The sequence below is a fragment of the Rhizobium sp. 16-488-2b genome (assembly GCF_017741815.1).
Taxonomy (GTDB): Bacteria; Pseudomonadota; Alphaproteobacteria; order Rhizobiales; family Rhizobiaceae; genus Rhizobium.
Map to the genome: position 1 here is coordinate 51,311 of NZ_JAGHMF010000016.1, position 16,308 is coordinate 67,618.

Here is a 16,308-nt window from a genome sequence, read left to right on the forward strand (position 1 = left end):
TGGAGGACGGCGCTTGGAGCAGCGGCAGGAGAAGACCCGTATCGAATGGCTCGATATCGCCAAGGGCATGTCGATCATCCTGGTGGTGATCTATCACACCCTTCTCTACCACCAGTTCCACGCCATAGCGCCTGATCTCTACGCCCGCTTCAGCGCCATCATGACGCCGATCCGCATGCCGCTGTTTTTCACCGTCTCCGGCTTCCTGGCGGCATCGGCCATGCGCGCGCCGTGGAGCGATTTCCTGCGCCGCAAGATCTGGCTGCTGGTCTACCTCTTCGCCATCTGGAGCACCGCCCGCTGGCTGTTCTTCCGCTACGTGCAGCAGAACGCGCTCGTCCCCACTGAGGGCAGCGATCCCTATCAGCTGCTGGAAATGTGGTGGGCGCCGAACACCGGCATCTGGTTCATCTGGGCGCTCGCCATCTTCATGGTCGCCACCAAACTGCTGCAATCGACGCCGCATGTGATCACCATCGCAATCGCCGCCATCGTCTCGGTCCTCACCTTCGGAGACCATCTGGCGATCGATCTCTTCACCCATCGCAACGTGCTGCAGTATTTCGTCTTCTTCCTCTTCGGCTGCTGGTATGGGCGATCGGTCGTCCACCTCATCACCGCCCGCCCGTTCCTGACGGCGCTCGGCGGCTTCCTGCTGTTCTCGGCGCTATACGTGCTGCGCTGGCGGCTGCAGGCCGTCGACAAGGGCAGTTGGGCGCTCGCCTCCTCCATCGCCGGCCTTGCCTGGCTCTGCGGCACGGCGGTGCTTTTGTCGCGGTGGGAGAGCGTGCGCAATGCCTTCGCCTATTTCGGCCGCAACACGCTGCCCGTCTACGTCCCCATGTGATGATCGTTTCTCTGCTGGTCGCCACCATCGCCGCCGCGATCGGTGAGAGGGCAATGCTCGGCTATCTCACCGCGCCGCTGGTGGTGATCATTGCCATCGGCCTGTCTCTGGCGATCCGCGCCGTGGCGGACCGCGGCGGCGCCGGCTGGCTCTATGCCCCGCCGGCAAGACGCCAGCGGCAGGTGGTTGCGACGTAAAACCTAGCGCACCGCCTCGATCGAGACGGCAACGCCGCGCTGAAGTGAATTGCTGACCATGCAGCTAGCCCTTGCCTTCTCGATCACCGCGTCGGCGCTGGAGCCGTCGGCCATCTCGCAGGCGACCTGCATATGCGCGGCGGTCGTCACCAGCGGGCTGCCATCGAGCTCCACGGTGACAGACACCGCGATGCTGCCGAGCTCGCACCCCATCTCTTCGGCGACATAGCGCAGGTCGTTGCAGAAGCAGCCGCCGAGCGCCAGCGCCAGCAGCTGCGCACCGTTGAAGCCGAGCCCCTGCCCGCCCGCCTTGCCCTGCGGCCTGTCGACGACGATGGTATGGCCACCGGCCCATCCCATCGCCGCCTGGGTTCCCGCGACATTGCGCAGCTCGACCGTCATCGACACCATGCCTGCTCCTCCACATGTCAAGATTGGCAGGCATTGTAGAACGATCGGCGAAGGCGTCAAAGACACCGCCCCTCGCCCGCATCACCCCTCGCTCAACGTCCGCTTCACCGCGCTCCGCCAGCCCTTGAGCTTGGCCGCCCGGGTCTTCTCGTCCATATCGGGCTCGAAGCGGTTGTTGCGCTTCCAGTTCTTGGCGAACGCCACCTTGTCGGGCCATACGCCCGCGCGGCTGCCGGCAAGCCAGGCGGCGCCCAGTGCCGTGGTCTCCAGGATCACGGGGCGGTCGACCGGCGCGTCGAGAATGTCGGCCAGCCGCTGCATTGTCCAGTCGGAGGCCACCATGCCGCCGTCGACGCGCAGCACGGTCTCGTCGACGCCGCCCTTCCAGTCCTTGTGCATGGCGTCGAGCAGGTCGCGCGACTGGTAGCAGACGGCCTCGAGCGCCGCGCGCGCGAATTCCTTGGGGCCGCTGTTGCGTGTCAGGCCGAAGATCGCACCGCGCGCGTTCGCATCCCAGTGCGGCGCGCCGAGCCCGGTGAAGGCAGGCACCAGATAGACCTCCTGCGAGGGATCGGCGGCATCGGCCAGTTCGCCGGTCTTCGAGGCGCTGTCGATGATCCCGAGCCCGTCGCGCAGCCATTGCACGGCCGCACCCGCGATGAAGATCGAACCCTCGAGCGCATAGGTCGTCTCGCCGTCCAGCCGGTAGGCGATGGTCGTCAAGAGCCGGTTTTTCGAGCGCACCATGTCGGCGCCGGTGTTGAGCACGGCGAAGCAGCCGGTGCCGTATGTGGATTTCATCATGCCCGGCTCGAAGCAGGCCTGGCCGATCGTTGCCGCATGCTGGTCGCCGGCAACGCCTAAAATCGGGATCGCCGCGCCGAAGATGTGAGGCTCGGTAACGCCGAAATCGGCCGCGCAATCCTTCACCTCGGGCAGCATCGCCGAGGGAACGCGCAGGATCTCCAAGAGGTCTTTGTCCCATTCGTTGCTGGCGATGTTGTACATCAGCGTCCGCGACGCATTGGTGGCGTCGGTGACGAAGCTCTTGCCGCCGGTGAGCCGCCAGATCAGAAACGTGTCGATCGTGCCGAAGCAGAGCTCGCCCTTGGCAGCGCGCGCCCTCGCCCCCTTCACATTGGCGAGCATCCAGGAAAGCTTGGTGCCGGAGAAATAGGGGTCGAGCAGCAGCCCCGTCTTCTTCGTGAAGGTCTTTTCCAGATCCTGCTTCTTCAGCTTGTCGCAATAGCTCGCGGTGCGCCGGTCCTGCCAGACGATGGCGTTATGAATAGGCTTGCCGCTCTCGCGCTCCCAGACGATGACCGTCTCGCGCTGGTTGGTGATCCCGAGTGCTGCGATATCCTTGGCGCTGATCTTCGCCTCACGGATCGCCATCTTGATGGTCGAGACGACGCTGTCCCAGATCTCTTCCGGATCGTGCTCGACCCAGCCGGATTGCGGATAGATCTGCTTGAATTCCTTCTGGCCCGCGCCGGCGATCTTCATCTCGCCATCGAACACGATCGCCCGCGTCGACGTCGTCCCCTGATCGATCGCCAGTACATACCCCGCCATTGTCATCCTCCCATGAACTGCTTCGAATTGAATGAATAATGCAGGCAAACGAATGTGAAAAGAAATTAAAGTGAAATTTGTTGGGCCGTTGGTTTTGGGTGTTGCGGCCCTCAGGGTGCCATCACCGTTGCATTCCGGGCGGCGTGCTTAGACCCTCGGGACGAGCCCGAGGATGACGTTTCGGATGGGATTTCGCTTATTTTTCAATTGGCTACCACACTCTCGGCGTCATCCTCGGCCTTGTGCCGAGGATCTAAGCACGTCCCATCCGCACGACGGGAATGGCTCTCCCGACCACGATGCCTCCGCACAACGCCCGCCCCCAATTGCCAGCCCAACCGATTCCGGACTACGCTCCACACAACCGCGTCGCAGGACAAATCGGAGAACCTCATGGCCAGAACAGTCGTCGTCACCGGATCCACCAGCGGCATCGGCCTGGCGATCGCCACCGCATTCGCCGGCAAGGGTGACAACATCGTCCTCAACGGCTTTGGAAAGCCCGAGGAAATCAAGGGCATAACCGAACGGCTTGAATCACTCTCGAAATCAGGCGTCATCCATCACCCGGCCGACATGACCAAGCCGGACGAGATCGCCGACCTGATCGCCACCGCCGCGAAAACCTTCGGCAGCGTCGACGTGCTGGTCAACAATGCCGGCATCCAGCATGTCGAGAAGATCGAGGATTTCCCCATCGACAAGTGGGATCAGATCATCGCGATCAATCTCTCCAGCGCGTTTCACACGATGCGCGCGGCAATCCCGCTGATGAAGGAGAAGAGGCACGGCCGCATCATCAATATCGCCTCGGCGCATGCCCTCGTCGCCTCGCCGTTCAAATCCGCCTATGTCGCGGCAAAGCATGGTATACTCGGCCTGACGAAGACGGCCGCACTCGAGCTTGCCGAAACGGGCGTGACCGTCAACGCCATTTGCCCGGGATACGTGCTGACCCCGCTGGTGGAAAAGCAGATCCCGGATACCGCCAAGGCACGCGGGATGACCGAGGAACAGGTCAAGACCGAGGTGATCCTGAAGGCGCAGCCGACGCATGAATTCGTCAAGGCGGAGGAGATCGGCGCGTTGGCGCTTTATCTCGCCAGCGACGAGGCCCGCCAGGTGACAGGCACCCACATCTCGATTGACGGGGGCTGGACGGCGGCATAACCATTTCAAATAAAGACAAAAACCGGGAACGACATGAACGACAGCATCCGCTTTATCCTGAACGGCGAAGACCTCACGCTGAAAGACGTCAAGCCTACCGAGACGCTGCTCGATTTCCTGCGGCTGAAGCGCCGGCTGACGGGCACGAAGGAAGGATGCGCCGAGGGCGACTGCGGCGCCTGCACGGTTCTGGTCGGCCGGCTGATCGACGGCAAGTTGCACTATGAATCCGTCAATGCCTGCATCCGCTTCATCGGCTCGCTGAACGCCACCCATGTCGTCAGCGTCGAGCATCTGGCCGCGAAAGACGGTACGCTGCATCCGGTGCAGCAGGCGATGGTCGACTGTCACGGCTCGCAATGCGGCTTCTGCACGCCCGGCTTCGTCATGTCGATGTATGGATTGTGGCTCGCAAACAGCAATCCCGACCGTGCCGAGATCGAAAAGGCGCTGCAGGGCAATCTCTGTCGCTGCACCGGCTACGAGCCAATCGTCAAGGCCGCCGAACAGGTGGCGAGGACGCGGCCGAGCGCGCTGTTCGACCCGCTGGAACGCACCCGCTCCGACATCGTCGCAAGACTGTGGGCGATGCAGGGATCAGGCACCATCTCGATCACCTCCGGCGAGGACCGTCTGCTGGTGCCAGGCTCGCTGGAAGCGCTGGCACGCATTCTGGCCGACGAGCCGAAGGCAACCATCGTTGCCGGCTCGACCGATGTCGGGCTTTGGGTGACCAAGCAGATGCGGGCGCTGAACCCCGTGGTCTTCATCAATCATCTCCAGGAATTGCAGACGATCACCTCTGGCGAAGGCGGCATCACAATCGGCGCCGGCGTGACCTACACCCGCGCCTTCGAGACTATCGCCAGCAAGGTCCCGACGCTCGGCCGGCTGATCACCCGCATCGGCGGCGAGCAGGTGCGCAACATGGGTACGATCGGCGGCAACATTGCCAACGGTTCGCCGATCGGCGACAGCCCGCCGCCGCTGATCGCGCTCGGCGCCACCGTCAAGCTGCGCTCGACGGAGGGCACGCGCATGCTGCGGCTGGAGGATTATTTCATCGACTACGGCAAGCAGGACCGTCGCCCCGGCGAGTTCGTCGAAAGCCTCTTCGTGCCCTACCCGGCCGAGGACACGCATTTCGCCGTCTACAAGATCACCAAGCGCCGCGACGAAGACATCACCGCCGTGCTCGGCGCCTTCTATCTGACGCTCGACGAGCAGGGCGACGTCAACGATGTGAGAATAGCCTTCGGCGGCATGGCCGGCACGCCGAAGCGCGCCCGCGCCGTCGAAAACGAACTGATCGGCCGCCCGTGGAATGAGGAGACGATCGAGGCGGTGAGAGACGCCTTCGACAGCGACTTCCAGCCGCTTTCGGATTGGCGCGCGACGTCGGAGTATCGGCAGATGACGGCGAAGAATTTGCTGACGCGGTTCTATCTGGAGACGACGGGCACGCCGGCCGAGCTGCGGCGGTTCGAGGAGGTGGCGTGATGGGGTATGATTTGTACCGTTGTGCCGTGCAGCCCCCTCATCCGACCCTTCGGGCCACCTTCTCCCCTATGGGGCGAAGGGAAGATGGAGCGAGCGCCCGGCCACGAGTCTCTTCTCCCCAACGGGGAGAAGGTGCCGGCAGGCGGATGAGGGGGCCACTCGGCACAACATCAACCCCCATCCTCACATCAACACCCACCACAGGAGGCAACCCCTGATGGACAAGTCTGCCTTCCCCGACCCCACCTTCATCATATCCGGCCCGATGCACGCCTCGCGCCGCCATGACAGCGCCCACAAGCACGTCACCGGCATGGCCGATTACATCGACGACCTTCCGGAACCATCCGGCCTGCTCCACGGCGCGCTCGGCCTGTCGGACCGGGCGCATGCCGAGATCGTCAGCATGGACCTTTCCGAGGTCGCCGCCACCCCCGGCGTCGTCTGGGTCTTCACCGGCAAGGACGTGCCTGGGATCAACGACGTCAGCTCCAACGGCAGCCACGACGAGCCGCTGCTGGCCGAAACCAAGGTCGAGTTCCACCAGCAGCCGATCTTCGCCGTGATCGCCGAGACCCGCGATATCGCGCGCCGCGCCGCCCGCAAGGCGAAGATCGAATATCGCGATCTCGCCCACTGGAGCGACATCGACGGCGCTCTGGAAAACGGCGGCGCGCTGGTCACCAGTCCGATGACGCTGAGCCGCGGCGAAGCGAAGAAAGAGATGGCAAACGCCGCCCGCCGGCTGAAGGGCCAGATGCGGATCGGCGGCCAAGAGCACTTCTACCTCGAAGGCCAGATCGCCATGGCCATTCCCGGCGAGGACGACGAGGTCGCGGTCTGGTCCTCGACGCAGCACCCGAGCGAGATCCAGCACATCGTCGGCCATGTGCTCAACATCCCCTCCAACGCCGTGACGGTGAACGTGCGCCGCATGGGCGGCGGCTTCGGCGGCAAGGAAACGCAGGGCAACCAGTTCGCGGCACTCGCCGCCATCGCCGCCAAGAAGCTGAAACGATCAATCAAATTCCGCCCCGACCGCGACGAGGACATGGCGGCCACAGGCAAGCGCCACGACTTCATGGTCGATTACGAACTCGGCTTCGACGAGGAAGGCCGCATCCACGCGGTCGACGCCACCTATGCGGCCCGCTGCGGCTTTTCTTCGGACCTGTCAGGCCCGGTTACCGATCGCGCGCTGTTTCATGCCGACTCAAGCTATTTCTATCCGCATGTGCACCTGACCTCGAAGCCGCTCAAGACCCACACCGTCTCCAACACCGCCTTTCGCGGCTTCGGTGGGCCGCAGGGCATGCTGGGCGCCGAGCGCTTCATCGAGGAAATCGCCTATGCCGTCGGCAAGGACCCGCTTGATATCAGAAAACTGAATTTCTACGGCCAGCCCGGCTCCGGCCGCACGCTGACGCCCTATCACCAGGAGGTCGAGGACAGCATTCTGGACCGGATCGTCGGCGAGCTCGAGGAGAGCGCCGATTATCAGGCGCGACGCCGAGAGATCATCGAGTTCAACCGCGACAGCCGCTACATCAAAAAGGGCATCGCGCTGACGCCGGTAAAGTTCGGCATCTCCTTCACGCTCACCGCCTTCAACCAGGCCGGCGCCCTCGTCCATGTCTACCAGGACGGCTCGATCCACCTGAACCATGGTGGCACCGAGATGGGCCAGGGCCTCTACACCAAGGTGGCGCAGGTTCTGGCCGACAGCTTCCAGGTCGATATCGAGCATGTGAAGATCACCGCGACGACGACGGGCAAGGTGCCCAATACGTCGGCGACCGCCGCCTCCTCCGGCACCGATCTCAACGGCATGGCGGCCTATGACGCCGCCCGCCAGATCAAGGAACGCCTCGTCGCCTTCGCTGCCGAGAAATGGGACGTCCCGGTCTCCGACATCGCCTTCCTGCCCAACCGGGTGCGCGTGGGCAACCAGGAAATCCCCTTCCCCGACTTCATCCGCCAGGCCTATTTCGCCCGCGTCCAGCTGTCGGCGGCCGGCTTCTACAAGACCCCGAAGATCCACTGGGACCGCGCCGCCGGAAAGGGCACGCCGTTCTATTACTACTCCTACGGCGCCTCCTGCACCGAGGTCTCGATCGACACGCTGACCGGCGAATACCTGATCGACCGCACCGATATCCTCCACGACGTCGGCCGCTCGCTGAACCCGGCCATCGACATCGGCCAGGTCGAGGGCGCTTTCGTGCAAGGCATGGGCTGGCTGACGACGGAAGAGCTCTGGTGGGACGCCAAGGGGCGCCTGCGCACCCACGCCCCCTCCACCTACAAGATCCCACTCGCCTCCGACCGGCCGAAGATCTTCAACGTCAAGCTGGCCGAATGGTCCGAAAACGCCGAACAGACCATCGGCCGCTCCAAGGCCGTCGGCGAACCACCCTTCATGCTGGCGATCTCGGTGCTCGAAGCGCTGTCGATGGCTGTGGCGAGTGTGGCGGATTACAAGGTCTGCCCGAGGCTGGACGCGCCGGCGACGCCGGAGCGGGTGTTGATGGCGGTCGAGCGGATGAAGGCGGTATGACTGGGAATGCGGGGTTTGGTGGGTTTGCTGGGCTCGCAGGATTTGCTGGCCTTGCGGGCGTGGCACACCCCCCTCTGCCCTGCCGGGCATCTCCCCCACAAGGGGGGAGATCGACTCGTGGCAATGCTTTCGCAGACGTTGAGGGTAGAGCGAGCGGCCGCCCCCAGCCAATCTCCCCACCTGTGGGGGAGATGCCCGGCAGGGCAGAGGGGGGTATCACACCCACAAACCTAACCTTCATAAACTCCGCCCAGACCAGCCTCACCCCGACAATCCCCCCGGTCATCCCACAATGACCACCCTCCCCCAATTCCTCGCCACCCACCCCGACACCATCCTGATCGACATCACCGGCACCCAGGGCTCCACCCCGCGCGAGACCGGCACCTTCATGATCGTCTCAGCCGACACCATCTGGGGCACCATCGGCGGAGGCCAGTTCGAGTTCATGGCGATCACCAACGCCCGCAAGCTTCTGGAGGGTGCCGACGGCCGCGAGATGATGGACATCCCGCTCGGCCCGGAGATCGGCCAGTGCTGCGGCGGGCGCACGCAGCTCAGGTTTCGCCGCGTGACGGATGCCGTGATCCGCGAGCTGGAGGAACGGCGCAGCGATGAGGCGGAGCGGCGGCCGGAGGTGTGGCTGTTCGGCGCCGGCCATGTCGGGCGCGCGCTCGCGACAGCGCTTTCGCCGCTGCCGCTTGATGTCACCGTGATCGAGACCCGCGAGGAGGAACTCGCGCATCTGCCTGATGGTATCAACGCCCGCCTCGTCGCCATGCCCGAAGCGCTGGTGCAGGAGATGCGCGCGGGCGCCGTCGTCGTCATCCTCACGCATGACCATGCGCTCGATTTTTTAATCGCCCGCGAGGCGCTCGCCCGCGCCGATCTCGCCTATACCGGCATGATCGGCTCGGCCACCAAGCGCGCTACCTTCTCAAGCTGGCTGCAGCGCGAGGCGGGTGGCGAGAGAGCGTGGATGGAGCGGTTGACGCTGCCGATCGGCGGTCAACAGGTGCGCGACAAGCGGCCGGAAGTGATCGCCGCCATGACCGCGGCCGAAATCCTGACCGCGCTCGCCGCCTACCGTGTCCGCGCATCCTCGATATAGGGATCGCGCCCGTCCATGAAGCCGAGGTCGCGCTTGACGCGATCCGGCATGCCCTCAAGATCCAGCCGGTCCGGCCGCGCCAGACGCACGGCAAGCGCTCGCAACAGATGCGCCAGCCGCTCGAAAGCCCTGACATGGGTCGGTTCGGCCACCTGTTGGGCCATATGTTCGTTGGTTACGCAAGCCATGACATCACCTCGATAATCTGATCTGATGACTTGCAGATTGCGCCGATTAATGCTGCAATTCCAATCGAACAACCGTCTGCATGCATAAAGAGAACTTATCCATGAAGCTGTCCAAGCAGGTTCCGCTGAATGCGCTGCGCGTCTTCGAGGCCGTGGCAAGGCTCGGCAGCTTCACCAAGGCCGGCGATGAGCTCGGCATGACGCAGACGGCCGTCAGCTATCAGGTGAAACTGTTGGAGGAGAATATCGGCGAGCCGCTGTTTTTGCGCCGCCCGCGCCAGATCAGCCTGACGGACACCGGCGAACTGCTGCTCCCGAAAGTGTCCGACGCCTTCGTGCTTTTGAACGAGGCGATGGCCGAGGCGCGCGGCGAGATCGAATCGACGCTGCTGATCAACACCATCGCCACCTTCGCCTCGCACTGGCTGGCGCGAAGGCTGGGCACCTTCCAGCTCAGGCATCCCGCGATCGCGGTGCGGCTATCGACATCGGAAGCGCTGATCGATTTCACCCGCGAATCCGTCGACGTCGCCATCCGCTCGGGCGACGGCAACTGGCGCGGGCTGATCGCGGACAAGCTGCTCGATGTCGACTTCACCCCGATGCTGAGCCCGAAACTGGCGGAAAGCGTCGGCGGCATCCACAAGCCCGAGGACCTGATGAAACTGCCGATCATCGGCGCCACCGATCCCTGGTGGCAAATCTGGTTCAAGGCGGCAGGCCTGACCGATCTCGGCCTGGAATCGCGCCCGCGCAGCCAGTATGGCTCGCAGACCTTCGAGGCGAGTGCGGCCATGGCCGGCCAGGGCGTCGCCATCCTGACGCCTGCTTTCTATGGCGACGAACTCGCCCAGGGCCGCCTCTACCAGCCCTTCGAGATGACCCGCAGCGACGATCGCGGCTATTGGCTGGTCTACGCCGAAAACCGCCGCAACGTCCCGAAGATCAAGGCCTTCCGCAGCTGGATCCTCGAAGAGATCGCTCGCGACAAAGAGAGCGCTCAGTAGCCCATTTCAGGCGCATAGAAGCAGCGTGGCGTATCCTCGTTGGGAAACAGGCAGAGATGATAGTCGCCATCGCCCGATTTCATCGCCCGGCCCATCGGCAGCAGGAAGACGTGGGCATGGGTGACGAGCCGGTGGTCCCCCGGCAGAAGCGTCACCCGATAGCCGTTCGGCGTGATCGCGACGCTCTTCGGCGGGATCATCTGGCAATCGCCCGTCTCGTTGTCGCCGTTGCAACAATAGGGCTCGTACGCCCAGCCGGATGGGGCGTCATGGGCCTGGCGCCATTGGTCTGGACGCCGGGGATTTGGACACAGGACGAAAAGGCAATCATCACAACCACAAGAATACTGCGCATCAGCATCTTCTCCGTCGATGAATGCGCCGCCACGCCGATGCGGTTTCCCCTCGTCTCGGCGGCTTTGCATAAAACTGTAATGAAGTCTTGGCATTTCAATGGCGGACAAATTTTCAGGTCTGGGTGCAGAAATAGATCTTGCAACCAAGCGGATAGCCACCGCACTATGCTGCACTGCCAACTCCGGCATGGAGGCTGACCGTGCTCAATTCCGTTACAAGGATTATCGCGTTGCTGGCGACCATCGTGATGGCAAGCAATGCCGGCCATGCGGCGCAAATCGAGTTCGCCAGCCTCAAGCCTGGTGCCGTGCAGCCGGCAACGTCATCTGTGGCTCAAGATTTCGACCATATCTGCGTGTTGACGCCCTATCAGAACACGCTCACCGACGACGTGCCGTACCGTGATCGCGTGAACGAACATCTGGCGAAGATCAAATACCAGGGCGACGAGGGAGACTTGGCGATCGTTCTCGTAAGCGCCGCCAAGGTGAACGTTCTGCATTTCACTCGATCGGATCAGTTTGACATGGACGGATCGATGTTGGCGTCGCCACATATTGCCGGATTGCCCACCCAGTTCCAACCAGCGCGCTGCGCGGATCGCGCCGATGCCAGTTTTGGCAAAATTGAAACACACGGCAGGACCTACATCATTCTGGGGAAGTTGGCCGATTGATGCCTCCCCCCTTTTCTCCCGCCCAAACATTCTGCACACTGCTGAATCGGAGAGAATAGGGGAACTGAATGTATGAATACGCCATAGCGTGGGAATGGCTGGCCTTTGCGGCTCGCTGGTTCCACGTCATCACCGCCGTTGCCTGGATCGGCTCGTCCTTTTATTTCATCGCGCTCGATCTCGGCCTGGTGAAGCGTCCGCATCTGCCCGTCGGCGCCTATGGCGAGGAGTGGCAGGTGCATGGCGGCGGGTTCTACCATATCCAGAAATATCTGGTGGCGCCGGCGCAGATGCCCGAGCACCTGACCTGGTTCAAATACGAGAGCTATTTCACCTGGCTCTCCGGCTTCCTGATGCTCTGTATCGTCTATTACGGCGGCGCCGATCTGTTCCTGATCGATCGCCACGTGCTCGATGTCAGCGCCCCCGTGGCGATTGCCATCTCGCTCGCCTCGCTCGCCGTCGGCTGGATCGTCTACGACCTGCTCTGCAAGTCGCCGATCGGCAAAAACACCTGGGGCCTGATGGTGGTGCTCTATGCGGTGCTGGTCTTCATGGCCTGGGGCTACACGCAGCTTTTCACCGGCCGCGCCGCCTTCCTGCATCTCGGCGCCTTCACCGCAACGATCATGTCGGCCAACGTCTTCATGATCATCATCCCCAACCAGAAGATCGTCGTGGCGGATCTCATCGCCGGCCGCACGCCGGATGCGAAATATGGCGCGATCGCCAAGCAGCGCTCGCTGCACAACAACTATCTGACGCTCCCCGTCATCTTCTTCATGCTGTCGAACCACTATCCGCTGGCCTTCGGCACGGCCTACAACTGGGTGATCGCGGCGCTGGTCTTCCTGATGGGCGTCACCATCCGCCACTGGTTCAACACTACGCATGCCCGCAAGGGCCGCCCGACCTGGACGTGGCTGGCGACCGTGATCCTGTTCATCCTGATCATGTGGCTTTCCACCGTCCCCAAGGTGCTGACCGGCGAGAAGGACGCGGCCGCAGAAGCCGTCGCGCCAGCCTTCCAGCAGTTCGCCGGTGATCCGCACTTTCCCGCCGTCAAGCAGCTTGTCGGCACGCGCTGTTCCATGTGCCATGCCGCCGAGCCGGTCTATGAAGGCCTGGCGCGGCCACCGAAGAACGTGATCCTCGAAAACGACGCCGAGATCGCGGCCCACGCCCGCGAGATCTATATCCAGGCCGGCCGCAGCCACGCCATGCCGCCGGGGAACGTCACCGACATCACGCCCGATGAGCGCAAGCTGCTCGTCGCCTGGTTCGAAAGCGCTGTCGAGGGCAAACGCGAATGATCAAAGGCCTCCGCCCCCTGCTTCTGGCCAATCTTATCGCCCTCTCAGGGCAGGCATGGACGGAAGCGCGGGCCGAAGAGGCCATTGCAAAACAGGAAGAGGTGAAGACGACAGGCACCGTGCCTCCAAACATCTCTGGCGACATCACCGCCCCCACCGATCTCTGGGGCGAGGTCAATGTGCTGGGCACCGGCCCCTTCTGGGCGCTCAGCATCCGCGAGGGTCAGATCACCTTCAGCCGCGCAGGCAAGAACGACGTCATCACCGTAAACCCCGGCCCGATGGCGATGACTGAAGACAGCGCCACATGGACCATCACTCACCCGCCGCAGCACTACACGCTGACAGTCACCAAAGAGACCTGCGTCGACGGCGCATCCGCGAAGCGCTACGATCTCGCGGCAAAGCTGGTATTTCAGGGCAGGACGTTATACGGCTGCGCCGCATCGGTGGCGGCCCTCCCCGCCAAGCCGGGGCCTTGAGCCCACTCTGACGACGACACGCAATCGATAAAGGCGAACGCCCATGACCCAAACCCTCCTCCGCGGCCGCCTGCTCTCCTTCGTAAGCGAACCTCAGAGCCTGACAGACAGCGAAAGCTATCGCTACGAGACCGACGGTGGCCTGTTGATGGACAACGGCGTCATCGTCGAAAGCGGCCCCTATGCCGAGGTCAAGGCCAAGGCCGCAGCCGATGCGGTCGAGATCGACCACCGCCCGCATCTGATCATGCCGGGGTTCATCGACATGCACCTGCATTTTCCCCAGATGCAGGTGATCGCCTCCTATGCCGCCAATCTTCTCGAATGGCTGAACACCTACACCTTCCCCGAGGAATGCCGCTTCGTCGAAAGCGCCCATGCTCAGCGTATTGCCACGCATTTCTACGACGAACTGATCCGCCACGGCACGACGACGGCGGTCGCCTACTGCTCCGTCCACAAGACCTCCGCCGACGCCTTCTTCGCGGAAGCCATGAGGCGCAACATGCGCATGATCGGCGGCAAGGTGATGATGGACCGCAACGCCCCGCAGGGCCTGCTCGACACACCCCAGATGGGCTATGACGAAACCCGAGAGATCATCGCCGAGTGGCACGGCAAGGGCCGGAACCACGTCGCCATCACCCCGCGCTTCGCCATCACCTCGACGCCCGCCCAGATGGAAGCGACGCAGGCGCTCGCCCGCGAATTCCCCGACCTGCACATCCAGACGCATCTCTCCGAGAACCACGACGAGATCAAGTTCACCTGCGAGCTCTATCCCGACGCGATCGACTACACCGATATCTACGCCCGCTACGGCCTGCTCGGCGACAAGACCCTTTTCGGCCACTGCATCCACCTGTCGGAGCGCGAGGCGGACGCGATGAGCGAGGCCGGCGCAATCGCCGTCCACTGCCCGACCTCCAACCTCTTCCTCGGCTCCGGCCTTTTCCCGCTGAAGGCGCTGATGCGCCGCGACAAGCCGGTCCGCATCGGCGTCGCCACCGATATCGGCGGCGGCTCGAGCTATTCCATGCTGCGCACCATGGACGAGGCCTACAAGATCCAGCAGCTGCTCGGCGAGCGCCTGAACCCGCTGGAAAGCTACTACCTGATGACGCTCGGCAACGCCCAATCCCTCTCGCTTTCCGACCGCATCGGCACGCTCGACAAGGGCACCGATGCCGACGTGGTAATCCTCAACGCCGCCGCGACACCGGCCATGGCGCTGAAGATGGAAGTGGTGAAAACGCTACCGGAAGAACTCTTCCTGCTGCAGACCATGGGCGACGACCGCGCCATCGTCGAGACCTATGTCGCCGGCGTGGCGGCGAAGGCGGTGCTTTAGACCCGCCGATAGACCTGCGCGATGGCGCCCTTGGGAAACACGCGCGTGCTCATCAGCTGCAGCTTCCTCGGCTGCGCCAGATCGGAGAAGATCGGCTGGCCGCGACCGAGCGCCAGCGGATAGACCATCAGCATGTATTGATCGACCAGATCATGGGCGATGAGGCTGCGCGCGAAGGTGGCGCCGCCATGGGCGATGATCGGCTTGCCGTCTTCCGCCTTCAGCCTGGCGATTTCCTCGGCGAGATCGCCGCTCGCCAAGTAGGCTTTGCTCCAGCTATCGGCGCCGGGTTGCAGCTCGCCTGATGGCGCCGCGTCGATCGCCTTCGGCAGGATCGCCGCGCCCTTCTTCGAAAACACCGCCTTGGGGATCTGGTTCATCGCGGGTGCGAAGATGTTGGTCGATGTCGGCCAGAAGCGCGCCATTCCCTCGAAGGTGCGGCTGCCCATGATGTGCAGGCTGGCATTTGAGGCGTTCTCGACCTTCCAGGCGATCGCTTCCTCGTCGCCGGTGAAAACCCATTCGGTCTCACCCTCGGGGCCGCTGACAAAACCGTCGAGCGTCATCGCCATGGCCAGGATCAACTCTCGCATTGCTTCCTCCTCTTGTGTTCTCCCCAAGGACGGCGACAGCCTAGCTATTCCGACATCCGCCGAACCGGAAATGCACATTTGCCAGCCAACGATCATCGTCAACGCTCGCGCAGCGCATCCATCACCGCCCGCACCAGCGGCACATCCTTGATGTCGCTATGGACGACAAGCCACAGATCGCGCGTGATATCGGCGCCATCGAGATCAAGCCGCGCCAACCCCTGGCCTTCTGCCATGAAATCGGGCAGCAGCGCCACGCCGCCGCCGGCCTTGACCGCCGCCACCTGAAACTCCAGCGTCGAGGCCCGGATCGCGACCGGCCGACCGGCGGCGATCTCCGCCAGCCGCTCCTCCTGCGGCGACGACGCCATCCCCTCATCATAGCCGATGAACGTCCAGTCGCGCGCGTTAACCGCCTCGGCATAGCCTGATGCCGCGTAGGCATGGAAACCCACTTCACCGATCTTGGAGACAGTCAGATCGCCGCTCTCAGGCCGATTGAGGCGCACGGCGATATCGGCCTCCCGTCGCCCGAGCGAGGCATAGCGCGTTTCGCCGATGAGCGTGACGCGGATACCGGGATGACGCGCTCTCAGCCGCACCAAAGGCGGCGCCAGAACCGCGCCCGCATAGGCTGGCGGCGCGCTGATGCGGACCTCGCCGACATGGCTTTGATCGGCACCAATACCGCCGCGCGCGATCGTCATGGCATCGGCGCTCATGCGCTCGGCGATCGCGGCAACACGCACGCCCTCCGCCGTTAGCAGAATTCGCCGCCCGCGCCGGTCAACCAGCTTGGCGCCGATCTCGCGCTCCAGATGCGCCACGCGCCGCGATACCGTCGCATGCTCGACCCCAAGCGCCCGCGCGGCCGCCGATAAGGTTCCAAGTTGCGACAGCGCCAGCAGATGGCGCAGATCTTCCCAATCCAACATTGATCATTTTTTCCCAACTGATGTGAGATCATAGGGAA

The 16,308-nt window shown here is 63.5% G+C and carries 16 protein-coding genes and 1 pseudogene; 11 read left to right on the forward strand and 6 right to left on the reverse strand.

The window, feature by feature from the left end; genetic code table 11:
- The first annotated feature begins 13 nt into the window (after window positions 1-13).
- Window positions 14-847: an acyltransferase family protein gene (locus J5286_RS15995; protein WP_209191252.1), complete on the forward strand. Its 834-nt coding sequence runs from the start codon at window positions 14-16 to the stop codon at window positions 845-847.
- Entirely contained in the window at window positions 847-1,044 is a 198-nt protein-coding gene (locus tag J5286_RS16000) for a hypothetical protein (protein WP_209191253.1), read from the forward strand. The genes J5286_RS15995 and J5286_RS16000 overlap by 1 nt, the downstream gene beginning before the upstream one ends.
- 3 nt (window positions 1,045-1,047) lie before the next feature.
- Here the strand turns inward: J5286_RS16000 and J5286_RS16005 are convergent, their stop codons facing one another.
- Together J5286_RS16005 and glpK are read right to left on the reverse strand one after the other, a co-directional pair.
- Window positions 1,048-1,455 (reverse strand): OsmC family protein, encoded by a 408-nt coding sequence (locus J5286_RS16005; protein ID WP_111562943.1) that lies wholly within the window; start codon window positions 1,453-1,455, stop codon window positions 1,048-1,050.
- Window positions 1,456-1,536: 81 nt separating this feature from the next.
- On the reverse strand, window positions 1,537-3,030 hold the full coding sequence (gene glpK, locus J5286_RS16010) for a glycerol kinase GlpK (protein ID WP_209191254.1): 1,494 nt from the start codon (window positions 3,028-3,030) through the stop codon (window positions 1,537-1,539).
- Window positions 3,031-3,423: 393 nt separating this feature from the next.
- Between glpK and J5286_RS16015 the strand changes: the two genes are divergently transcribed.
- From J5286_RS16015 to xdhC, 4 genes are all read left to right on the forward strand, one after another.
- Window positions 3,424-4,200, forward strand: coding sequence for a 3-hydroxybutyrate dehydrogenase (locus J5286_RS16015; protein ID WP_209191255.1), 777 nt, complete (start codon window positions 3,424-3,426; stop codon window positions 4,198-4,200).
- A 33-nt stretch (window positions 4,201-4,233) separates the two neighbouring features.
- Window positions 4,234-5,700: a xanthine dehydrogenase small subunit gene (xdhA, locus tag J5286_RS16020; RefSeq protein WP_209191256.1), complete on the forward strand. Its 1,467-nt coding sequence runs from the start codon at window positions 4,234-4,236 to the stop codon at window positions 5,698-5,700.
- A 217-nt stretch (window positions 5,701-5,917) separates the two neighbouring features.
- Window positions 5,918-8,257 (forward strand): xanthine dehydrogenase molybdopterin binding subunit, encoded by a 2,340-nt coding sequence (gene xdhB / locus J5286_RS16025; RefSeq protein ID WP_209191257.1) that lies wholly within the window; start codon window positions 5,918-5,920, stop codon window positions 8,255-8,257.
- A 292-nt stretch (window positions 8,258-8,549) separates the two neighbouring features.
- Complete coding sequence (gene xdhC, locus J5286_RS16030; protein WP_209191258.1) at window positions 8,550-9,368, forward strand: xanthine dehydrogenase accessory protein XdhC; 819 nt, start codon at window positions 8,550-8,552, stop codon at window positions 9,366-9,368.
- Here the strand turns inward: xdhC and J5286_RS16035 are convergent.
- The gene (locus J5286_RS16035; protein ID WP_209191317.1) at window positions 9,341-9,532 is read right to left on the reverse strand and encodes a hypothetical protein; all 192 of its coding nucleotides are present in this window, start codon (window positions 9,530-9,532) and stop codon (window positions 9,341-9,343) included. The genes xdhC and J5286_RS16035 overlap by 28 nt on opposite strands.
- A 125-nt stretch (window positions 9,533-9,657) precedes the next feature.
- On the opposite strand from J5286_RS16035, the gene J5286_RS16040 reads away from it, so the two are divergent.
- Window positions 9,658-10,563, forward strand: coding sequence for a LysR substrate-binding domain-containing protein (locus J5286_RS16040; RefSeq protein WP_209191259.1), 906 nt, complete (start codon window positions 9,658-9,660; stop codon window positions 10,561-10,563).
- On the opposite strand, the pseudogene J5286_RS16045 reads toward J5286_RS16040, so the two are convergent.
- Window positions 10,557-10,918: pseudogene (locus J5286_RS16045) on the reverse strand (hypothetical protein). The gene J5286_RS16040 and the pseudogene J5286_RS16045 sit on opposite strands and share 7 nt — an antisense overlap.
- A 201-nt stretch (window positions 10,919-11,119) precedes the next feature.
- Here J5286_RS16045 and J5286_RS16050 point away from each other — a divergent pair.
- The 4 genes from J5286_RS16050 to guaD all read left to right on the forward strand — a co-directional run bounded on the left by J5286_RS16050 (window position 11,120) and on the right by guaD (window position 14,742).
- A complete protein-coding gene (locus J5286_RS16050; RefSeq protein WP_209191260.1) occupies window positions 11,120-11,596 on the forward strand; it encodes a hypothetical protein in 477 nt (158 codons plus the stop codon).
- 68 nt (window positions 11,597-11,664) lie between these two features.
- Window positions 11,665-12,909, forward strand: coding sequence for a urate hydroxylase PuuD (gene puuD / locus J5286_RS16055; RefSeq protein WP_209191261.1), 1,245 nt, complete (start codon window positions 11,665-11,667; stop codon window positions 12,907-12,909).
- Window positions 12,906-13,391, forward strand: a complete 486-nt coding sequence (locus J5286_RS16060) for a hypothetical protein (RefSeq protein ID WP_209191262.1) — start codon at window positions 12,906-12,908, stop codon at window positions 13,389-13,391. The genes puuD and J5286_RS16060 overlap by 4 nt, the downstream gene beginning before the upstream one ends.
- A 43-nt stretch (window positions 13,392-13,434) precedes the next feature.
- Window positions 13,435-14,742 carry a guanine deaminase gene (guaD, locus tag J5286_RS16065; RefSeq protein WP_209191263.1) on the forward strand — a complete coding sequence of 436 codons (1,308 nt, stop codon included), beginning with the start codon at window positions 13,435-13,437 and terminating at the stop codon, window positions 14,740-14,742.
- On the opposite strand, the gene J5286_RS16070 is transcribed toward guaD, so the two are convergent.
- Both J5286_RS16070 and J5286_RS16075 read right to left on the reverse strand, forming a co-directional pair.
- Window positions 14,739-15,335: a dihydrofolate reductase family protein gene (locus J5286_RS16070; RefSeq protein WP_209191264.1), complete on the reverse strand. Its 597-nt coding sequence runs from the start codon at window positions 15,333-15,335 to the stop codon at window positions 14,739-14,741. The genes guaD and J5286_RS16070 overlap by 4 nt on opposite strands.
- Window positions 15,336-15,433: 98 nt before the next feature.
- Entirely contained in the window at window positions 15,434-16,270 is an 837-nt protein-coding gene (locus tag J5286_RS16075) for a LysR family transcriptional regulator (protein ID WP_209191265.1), read from the reverse strand.
- Between the last annotated feature and the right edge of the window lie 38 nt (window positions 16,271-16,308).

Excerpts from the sequence above, each read along its gene's own strand:
- J5286_RS16060 (WP_209191262.1), top strand. The coding sequence starts at position 12,906 with ATGATCAAAGGCCTCCGCCCCCTGCTTCTGGCCAATCTTATCGCCCTC.
- J5286_RS16015 (WP_209191255.1), top strand. The coding sequence starts at position 3,424 with ATGGCCAGAACAGTCGTCGTCACCGGATCCACCAGCGGCATCGGCCTG.
- puuD (WP_209191261.1), top strand. The coding sequence starts at position 11,665 with ATGTATGAATACGCCATAGCGTGGGAATGGCTGGCCTTTGCGGCTCGC.
- xdhA (WP_209191256.1), top strand. The coding sequence starts at position 4,234 with ATGAACGACAGCATCCGCTTTATCCTGAACGGCGAAGACCTCACGCTG.
- J5286_RS16035 (WP_209191317.1), bottom strand. The coding sequence starts at position 9,532 with ATGGCCCAACAGGTGGCCGAACCGACCCATGTCAGGGCTTTCGAGCGG.
- xdhB (WP_209191257.1), top strand. The coding sequence starts at position 5,918 with ATGGACAAGTCTGCCTTCCCCGACCCCACCTTCATCATATCCGGCCCG.
- J5286_RS16005 (WP_111562943.1), bottom strand. The coding sequence starts at position 1,455 with ATGGTGTCGATGACGGTCGAGCTGCGCAATGTCGCGGGAACCCAGGCG.
- glpK (WP_209191254.1), bottom strand. The coding sequence starts at position 3,030 with ATGGCGGGGTATGTACTGGCGATCGATCAGGGGACGACGTCGACGCGG.
- J5286_RS16040 (WP_209191259.1), top strand. The coding sequence starts at position 9,658 with ATGAAGCTGTCCAAGCAGGTTCCGCTGAATGCGCTGCGCGTCTTCGAG.
- J5286_RS16075 (WP_209191265.1), bottom strand. The coding sequence starts at position 16,270 with ATGTTGGATTGGGAAGATCTGCGCCATCTGCTGGCGCTGTCGCAACTT.
- xdhC (WP_209191258.1), top strand. The coding sequence starts at position 8,550 with ATGACCACCCTCCCCCAATTCCTCGCCACCCACCCCGACACCATCCTG.
- J5286_RS16000 (WP_209191253.1), top strand. The coding sequence starts at position 847 with ATGATCGTTTCTCTGCTGGTCGCCACCATCGCCGCCGCGATCGGTGAG.
- J5286_RS16070 (WP_209191264.1), bottom strand. The coding sequence starts at position 15,335 with ATGCGAGAGTTGATCCTGGCCATGGCGATGACGCTCGACGGTTTTGTC.
- guaD (WP_209191263.1), top strand. The coding sequence starts at position 13,435 with ATGACCCAAACCCTCCTCCGCGGCCGCCTGCTCTCCTTCGTAAGCGAA.